This window comes from Microbacterium sp. Leaf351 (genome assembly GCF_001423825.1).
In the GTDB taxonomy this organism is placed as follows: Bacteria; Actinomycetota; Actinomycetes; order Actinomycetales; family Microbacteriaceae; genus Microbacterium; species Microbacterium ginsengisoli.
In genome coordinates, this window is sequence record NZ_LMPK01000008.1 from 41,537 (window position 1) to 48,316 (window position 6,780).

Consider the following 6,780-nt stretch of genomic DNA (forward strand, 5'->3'; position numbering starts at 1 on the left):
CGGCAACGACGCCGATGCCGACCGCCACGGCATCGTCACCCCCGACGCGGGTCTCATGAACCCGAACCACTACCTGGCAGTCGCGATCGACTACCTGTTCTCGCACCGTCCCGGCTGGTCGGATGCCGCGGCCGTCGGCAAGACGCTCGTCTCGTCGATGATCATCGACCGTGTGGTCGAGGCGCTCGGCCGCGACCTGTACGAGGTGCCGGTCGGGTTCAAGTGGTTCGTACCGGGCCTGCTCGACGGGTCGGTCGCGTTCGGCGGCGAGGAGTCGGCGGGCGCATCGTTCCTGCGCATGGACGGCAGCGTCTGGACGACCGACAAGGACGGCATCCTGCTGTGCCTGCTCGCCGCCGAGATCCTCGCGGTCACCGGGAAGACCCCGTCGCAGCGCTACGCCGAGCTCGAGGAGACCTACGGGTCGTCGGTCTACCAACGCGTGGATGCCGCGGCCACCCCGTCCCAGAAGGCGGCGCTCGCGAAGCTCGCCCCCGACGCGGTCACCGCGACCACCCTCGCCGGCGAGGAGATCGTGGCGAAGCTCTCGCACGCGCCCGGCAATGGTGCGGCGATCGGCGGGCTGAAGGTCGTCACCGAGCACGCCTGGTTCGCAGCGCGCCCGTCGGGCACGGAGGACGTCTACAAGCTCTACGCCGAGTCGCTGCGCGGAGAGGCGCACCTGCGCGAGGTGCAGGAGCAGGCGCGCGAGGTCGTCACGGCCGCGCTCGGCGGCTGAGCCGCGGCATCCGTCTGAGCGCAGCACCGGCGCGGACGCGAGCACCGGGCGCGCCTGCCAGGATGGACGCATGAGCTGGCTTGTCACCGGCGGTGCCGGATACATCGGTGCCCACATCGTCCGCGCCCTCGCCACCGACGGGCTGACCCCCGTCGTGCTCGACGACCTGTCGAGCGGCGTCGCCTCCTTCGTGCCCGACGGCGTCGCGTTCGTGCGGGGCTCGATCCTCGACCGCGAGCTGGTCGAGAGCGCGTTGCGGGATCATGACGTGACGGGGGTCATCCACGTCGCCGGCTACAAGTACGCGGGCGTCTCCGTGCAGCGTCCCCTGCACACGTACGAGCAGAACGTCGACGGCACGCGTGTCGTGCTCGCCGCGATGGCGACGACGAACGTCACCAACCTCGTGTTCTCGTCGAGCGCCGCCGTCTACGGCACCCCCGACGTTCCGCTCGTCACCGAGGACCTGCCCAAACGCCCCGCGTCGCCCTACGGCGAGTCGAAGCTGATCGGCGAGTGGCTGATCCGTGACCAGGGGATCGCGACGGCCGGGACGGAGCATCCGCTGCGGCACACCTCTCTGCGCTACTTCAACGTCGTCGGATCGGGCGACCCGAGCGTGTACGACGTGAGCCCCCACAACCTGTTCCCGATCGTCTTCGAGAAGCTGATCGCCGGCGAGGTGCCCCGCATCAACGGTGACGACTACGACACCCCGGACGGCACGAACGTGCGCGACTATGTGCACGTCGCGGACATCGCCTCAGCCCATGTCGTCGCCGCGCGACGACTGGCCGCCGGAGAACCGGTCGAGCCGGCCTACAACCTCGGCTCCCAGAACGGCCTGTCGGTCAAGGAGATCATGACCGCCGTGGCCCGCGTGACGGGCGTCGACTTCGCCCCCGAGATCGGGCCGCGGCGCAGCGGCGACCCCGATCGCATCGTCGCGACCGGAGACCTGGCCGCACGCGACCTCGACTGGCGCATGCGCTACACCGTCGATGAGATGGTGCGCTCGGGCTGGGACGCCCGCCGCGCGGCGACCGCGCCCGCGTGAGCGACCGCGCCGGTGTCGTCACCACCGCCGACGGCGCCGACCTCGTCTGGCGTCAGACCGGCGCCGGGACGCGCGAACTGCTGCTGATCGCCGGCCAAGGGGTGAGCGCGACGTCGTGGGATCCGGTGCTGCCCGCACTCACCGCTGTCGGGCGAGTCACTGTCTACGATCACCGCGGGATCGGCGGGAGCTCGGTGGGCGAGGCGGCCGAATGGTCGACGCGGTCGCTCGCCCGCGATGCGGCCACCGTGATCGAGGCACTCGACATCGCGCCCGCGGCGGTGATCGGGCACTCGATGGGGGGCCGGGTCGCGCAGTGGCTCGCCATCGATCGCCCGGAGCTCGTCGACCGGCTCGTGCTGGTGTCGACGACGGGCGGCGATGCGCGGGGGATGCGCCGAGAGGATGCCGCCACCTCCGCGCTCGCGAACGGCACCGGCGATGTGCTCGCGCCCTATTTCTTCTCCGACGCCTACATCGCCGACAATCCACAAGCGATCTCGCTGTTCACCCGCCGCGACGCGGCGATCCCGGTGCGCCGGGGCCACTTCCAGGCGTCGTCGACGCACGACGCGTGGGATGAGCTCGCGCGCATCACGGCGCCCACGCTCGTCGTGCACGGCGCCGACGACCGCATCACGCCTCCCGAGAACGGGCGGCGTGTGGCGGCATCCGTGCCCGGCGCCACCCTGGTCGAGGTGCCCGGCGCCCGTCACGCCCCGCAGCTCGACACCGAGGCCGCCCTCACGGCGATCGTCGACTTCGTGCGCGGCTGAGCGCCGGCCGGGCGCCGCCCGCACGGCGCCGGCATGCCGTGCCCGGCGCCGCCGCGTCAGCGCAGGGCCGGCACGACCTCGCGCTCGAACAGGTCGACGCCGGTGCGGTCGTAGGCGTGCTCGGGGAAGTAGTGGATCGCGTACGCAAGTCCCTCGGCCTGCAGCGCGCGCAGCCGCTCGACGATCATCGCGGGCGTGCCCACGAGCGCCGCGCCCGAGCGGTATTCGGCCATGTAGCCGCCGATCGCGTCACCGAGGTAGGGCGCGAGCCGCGCCTCGATCGCGTCGAGTCGGTCGGCGACCTCCGCATCGGTCGCCGCGACGACGGTCGAGAAGTTGGCGCTCAGCGTGATCTCGCGCGGGTCGCGCCCGATCGCTGCGCAGTGAGAATGCAGGATGTCGCGCTTGCGCACGAATGTCTCGGGATCGGAGCTGAAGTTCGTGTACTGCGCGTGCTTCGCGGCGATCTTCAGCGTGACCTTCTCGCCGCCGCCGGCGACCCACAACGGGATGCCGCCCTGCTGCAGCGGAAGCGGGCGCACGATCGCGCCGTCGACCTGGTACTCGCGACCCGAGAACGTGACCTCGCCGTCCCGCCACGCACGCGTCATGATCTCCACGCCCTCGCCGAGCTGACGCAGTCGCTGCGGGGCATCCGGGAATCCGTAGCCGTATGCGCGCCATTCGTGCTCGTACCAGCCGGCGCCGATGCCCATCTCGAGACGCCCGCCCGAGATCACATCGACCGTCGCGGCGACCTTGGCGAGGTAGGCCGGATTGCGGTAGCCGGTGCACGTGCACATCTGGCCGAGACGGATGCGGCCGGTCGAGGCCGCGAACGCCGACATCAGCGTCCACGCCTCGTGGGTGGCCTCCTCGCTCGGCACCGGAACGGTGTGGAAGTGGTCGTAGACCCAGATGGACTCCCAGGCGGTGCCCTCGTCCGCGCGCTGCGCGAGCGAGGCCATCNTTCCGAAACGCACCGAACCAGGTTAGGGCCGGGCGTCGCTCATGGCACGTCGGTCGCGAGGCGGGCCCGGGGCATCCGCGCCCTCATCACCGCGATCGCCTCGGGGTTGTCGTCGACGAGCACCGCGTGGCGGCCGAGGGCCGCGGCCACCGCCCCGGTCGTTCCGCTGCCGGCGAAGAGGTCGAGAACGGTGTCGCCCGGCCGGCTGGATGCCGCGACGATCCGCCGCAGCACCCCCTCGGGCTTCTGCGTGGGATACCCGGTCTTCTCCCGCCCGGTCGTCGGCACGATCGTGTGCCACCAGACGTCCGTCGGGAGCTTGCCGCGCGCGGCCTTCTCGGGGGTGACGAGCCCGGGCGCCATGTAGGGCTCACGGTCGACCGCGTCGGCGTCGAACCAGTACCGGGCGGGATCCTTCACGTAGACGAGGATCGTGTCGTGCTTGGGCGGCCAGCGGCGGCGCGTCTTGCCGCCGTAGTCGTAGGCCCAGACGATCTCGTTGAGGAAGTGGTCGCGACCGACGAGGGCATCGAGCAGCACCTTCGCGTAGTGCACCTCGCGGTAGTCGAGGTGGAGGTACAGCGTGCCGTCGTCGGCGAGCAGCCGCCACGCCTCGACGAGCCGCGGCTCGAGGAACCCCCAGTAGTCGTCAAACCTGTCGTCGTAGGTGCGCAGGTCGCCGCGGAGCCGCTCATAGTCGCGACCGTGGAAGCCGCGGCGGGTCGCGGCATCCGTCTCNAACGGCGGGTCGAGGTAGACGACGGTGAAGGCGCCGGCCGGCAATGAGCGTGCGACCTCGAGGTTGTCGCCCTGATGGATGACGACGTCGCCGGTCACGGCACCCGGTGCAGCCATGCGTCCGTCGCGAACTTCGACGCGACGAGCGCCTCGGCCTCGGCGTATTCCTCTTCGGTGATATGTCCGGCGTGGGCGCCGTAGAGGTTTGTGAAGGTGTCGATGAAGCGGTCGATGATCTCCTCGCGCGACAGCCCCGTCTGGCTCCGCAGCGGGTCGACGCGCTTGGCCGCGGAGACCGTGCCCTTGTCGCTCAGCTTCTCCCGGCCGATGCGCAGCACCTCGGTCATCACCTGGCCGTCCATGTCGTAGCTGAGGGTCGCGTGATGCAGCACGCCGCCGTTCGCGAGCCGCTTCTGCGCGGCGCCGCCGATCTTCCCGTGCGGGCCGGTGATGTCGTTGAGGGGCTGGTAGACCGCGTCGATGCCGAGTGAGCGCAGCGCCACGAGCACCCAGTCGTCGAGGAACGCGTAGGAGTCGGCGAACGTCATGCCCGCCACGAGCGTCGCCGGCACGTAGAGCGAGTACGTCACGATCGAGTTCGCGCCCATGAGCATCGCGCCGCCGCCCGAGATGCGGCGCACGACATCGAAGCCGTGACGCGCGGCGCCCGCCGGATCGACCTCGTTGCGCAGCGACTGGAACGAGCCGATCACGACGGCCGACTCGTCCCACTCCCACAGGCGCAGGGTGGGAGCGCGGCGCCCATCGCCGACGCGGGTCGTGAGCACCTCGTCGAGGGCGAGGTTCATGCGCGGCGAGACCGGTCCGTCGTGCACCACCTCCCAGTCGAAGTCCTTCCAGCCCGGAGCCCGCACGAGCGCCCGGCGCACGACGGTGCCGATCGACTCGGGCGTGAAGCCGAGCAGCTGGGCTCCCTCGGGAAGGGCCGATCGCACCGCCTGCGCGATGGCCGCGGCATCCGTCTCTTCGGGGAGGCCGTTCAGCGCGGCGTCGATCGAGGCGAGCGCATCATCGGGCTCGAGGAAGAAATCGCCCGCGACGTGGGCGTTCGCGATGCGGCCGTGTTCGACATCGAGGTCGACGACGACCAGCTTGCCCCCCGGGACCTTGTACTCACCGTGCACGGCTCTCAGCCTAGAACGACGACGGATGCCGCGGCCCGCCGGTCGCGCCCGCGGCTCGGCGATCGGCCCCGGGCGCCGATGTCAGGTGCCCCGCGTCAGTCGCGGGCCGCGAAGCGCCGGTCGAGCCAGGCGAGCAGGTCGCCGCGGACGTCCTGCTGCATGACCTCGTTGAAGATCTCGTGACGACCGCCGGGGTAGACGAGCGTGGTCACGTCGGTGAAGCCCGAGCGGCTGCGATAGGCGTCGGCGAGCTTGTGCACGCTGCGGGGTCCGCCGACGGTGTCCTCCTTGCCCACCAGGAGAAGGGTCGGGATGTCGCGACCGAGGTTCTTGCGCGGACGCCCGAACAGCCGTGCGGCGTCGATCACACCGAACAGGCGCAGCAGTGGCACCGAGACGGTGAGCGGGTCGTCGAGGAACGCCTGGCCGACAGCCGGGTCGCTCGAGAGCCACTCCGTGCCGTTGGCGGTCGACGCCTTCCACGGCGCGTTGAGGTCGCCGGCGTTGAGGGTGCCCGGCAGGCGCAGCGCCGACCCGGAGAGCACGAGCGCGTCGTACGCGTCGGGGTGCTCGTTGACGAGGATCTGCGCGAGGAACGAGCCCCACGAGTGCCCGAGCAGCACGAGCGGCAGGTCGGGGTTCTCGCGCCGGATGATGCCGGTGAGCTGCCACACGGCGGCGACCGCAGCGGGGTGGCCGCCGGCGCCGAGGTGGCCGAGTTTGGCGTGATCGCCCCACTGCTGCAGTCCGGTACGGCCGTGGCCGCGGTGATCGTCGGCGTAGACGATGTAGCCGTCGGCGGTCAGCGCGTCGATGAGGGCGCCGTACCGGCCGGCGTGCTCGCCGACGCCATGCAGCAGCTGCACGACGGCGCGCGGGGTGGTGACGGCGGGGTGGTGGTCGTAGACGACGGTGACGCCGTGTGCATCGACGAACGCGGGCATGTGCCGAGTCTAGGGACGGGTGTGGGCGGCCAGCGACAGGCGTAGTCTTCGCATGACTGAAGTTCGCTAGAAAAGAGAGCTAAATGGCCGATCTTGCCCGCCGCCGCTGGTTCGGACTCGTCTTCATCAGCCTCGCCGTCGCGCTCATCATCGTCGACTCCACGATCGTGAACGTGGCGATCCCCTCGATCGTCGACGAGCTCGGCATCACGTCGACCCAGGTGCAGTGGGTGCAGGAGGCCTACACCCTCGTGTTCGCGTCGCTGCTGCTGATGTTCGGCAGCCTCGCCGATCGCTTCGGTCGCCGGAGGATGCTGCTCATCGGCGTCGTGATCTTCGCCCTCTCCTCTCTCGTCGCCGCCCTCAGCCCGTCGGGCGACGCACTCATCGCCGCGCGACTCCTGCAGGGGG

General features: G+C 70.8%; 7 protein-coding genes and 2 pseudogenes. 4 read left to right on the top strand and 5 right to left on the bottom strand.

Annotation, left to right across the window (positions count from 1 at the left end; genetic code table 11):
- The 3 genes and pseudogenes from ASG00_RS16695 to ASG00_RS03195 form a co-directional block, all read left to right on the top strand.
- Positions 1-739: pseudogene (locus ASG00_RS16695) on the top strand (phosphoglucomutase, alpha-D-glucose phosphate-specific); the annotation flags it as partial.
- 70 nt (positions 740-809) lie between these two features.
- Positions 810-1,796: a UDP-glucose 4-epimerase GalE gene (galE, locus tag ASG00_RS03190; protein WP_056206828.1), complete on the top strand. Its 987-nt coding sequence runs from the start codon at positions 810-812 to the stop codon at positions 1,794-1,796.
- Positions 1,793-2,572, top strand: coding sequence for an alpha/beta fold hydrolase (locus ASG00_RS03195; protein ID WP_056206830.1), 780 nt, complete (start codon positions 1,793-1,795; stop codon positions 2,570-2,572). Before galE ends, ASG00_RS03195 begins: the two co-directional genes overlap by 4 nt.
- Positions 2,573-2,628: 56 nt before the next feature.
- On the opposite strand, the gene ASG00_RS03200 is transcribed toward ASG00_RS03195, so the two are convergent.
- The 5 genes and pseudogenes from ASG00_RS03200 to ASG00_RS03215 form a co-directional block, all read right to left on the bottom strand.
- On the bottom strand, positions 2,629-3,540 hold the full coding sequence (locus tag ASG00_RS03200) for an LLM class F420-dependent oxidoreductase (RefSeq protein ID WP_056206833.1): 912 nt from the start codon (positions 3,538-3,540) through the stop codon (positions 2,629-2,631).
- A 41-nt stretch (positions 3,541-3,581) separates the two neighbouring features.
- A partial coding sequence (locus ASG00_RS03205; RefSeq protein WP_235559108.1) for a DNA-methyltransferase occupies positions 3,582-4,280 on the bottom strand: 699 nt, incomplete at its 5' end.
- A 1-nt stretch (position 4,281) separates the two neighbouring features.
- Positions 4,282-4,397, bottom strand: a pseudogene (locus tag ASG00_RS18845) (site-specific DNA-methyltransferase); the annotation flags it as partial.
- Positions 4,376-5,425: a lipoyl protein ligase domain-containing protein gene (locus ASG00_RS03210; RefSeq protein WP_045246474.1), complete on the bottom strand. Its 1,050-nt coding sequence runs from the start codon at positions 5,423-5,425 to the stop codon at positions 4,376-4,378. The gene ASG00_RS03210 and the pseudogene ASG00_RS18845, both read right to left, overlap by 22 nt.
- 95 nt (positions 5,426-5,520) lie before the next feature.
- A complete protein-coding gene (locus tag ASG00_RS03215; protein ID WP_056206841.1) occupies positions 5,521-6,369 on the bottom strand; it encodes an alpha/beta fold hydrolase in 849 nt (282 codons plus the stop codon).
- An 83-nt stretch (positions 6,370-6,452) separates the two neighbouring features.
- On the opposite strand from ASG00_RS03215, the gene ASG00_RS16705 reads away from it, so the two are divergent.
- Positions 6,453-6,780: MFS transporter (locus tag ASG00_RS16705; RefSeq protein WP_235559109.1), on the top strand; the 328-nt coding region annotated here is incomplete at its 3' end.

Bases quoted from the DNA above. Each gene is read 5' to 3' on its own strand.
- galE (WP_056206828.1), top strand. From the start codon at position 810: ATGAGCTGGCTTGTCACCGGCGGTGCCGGATACATCGGTGCCCACATC.
- ASG00_RS03215 (WP_056206841.1), bottom strand. From the start codon at position 6,369: ATGCCCGCGTTCGTCGATGCACACGGCGTCACCGTCGTCTACGACCAC.
- ASG00_RS03200 (WP_056206833.1), bottom strand. From the start codon at position 3,540: ATGGCCTCGCTCGCGCAGCGCGCGGACGAGGGCACCGCCTGGGAGTCC.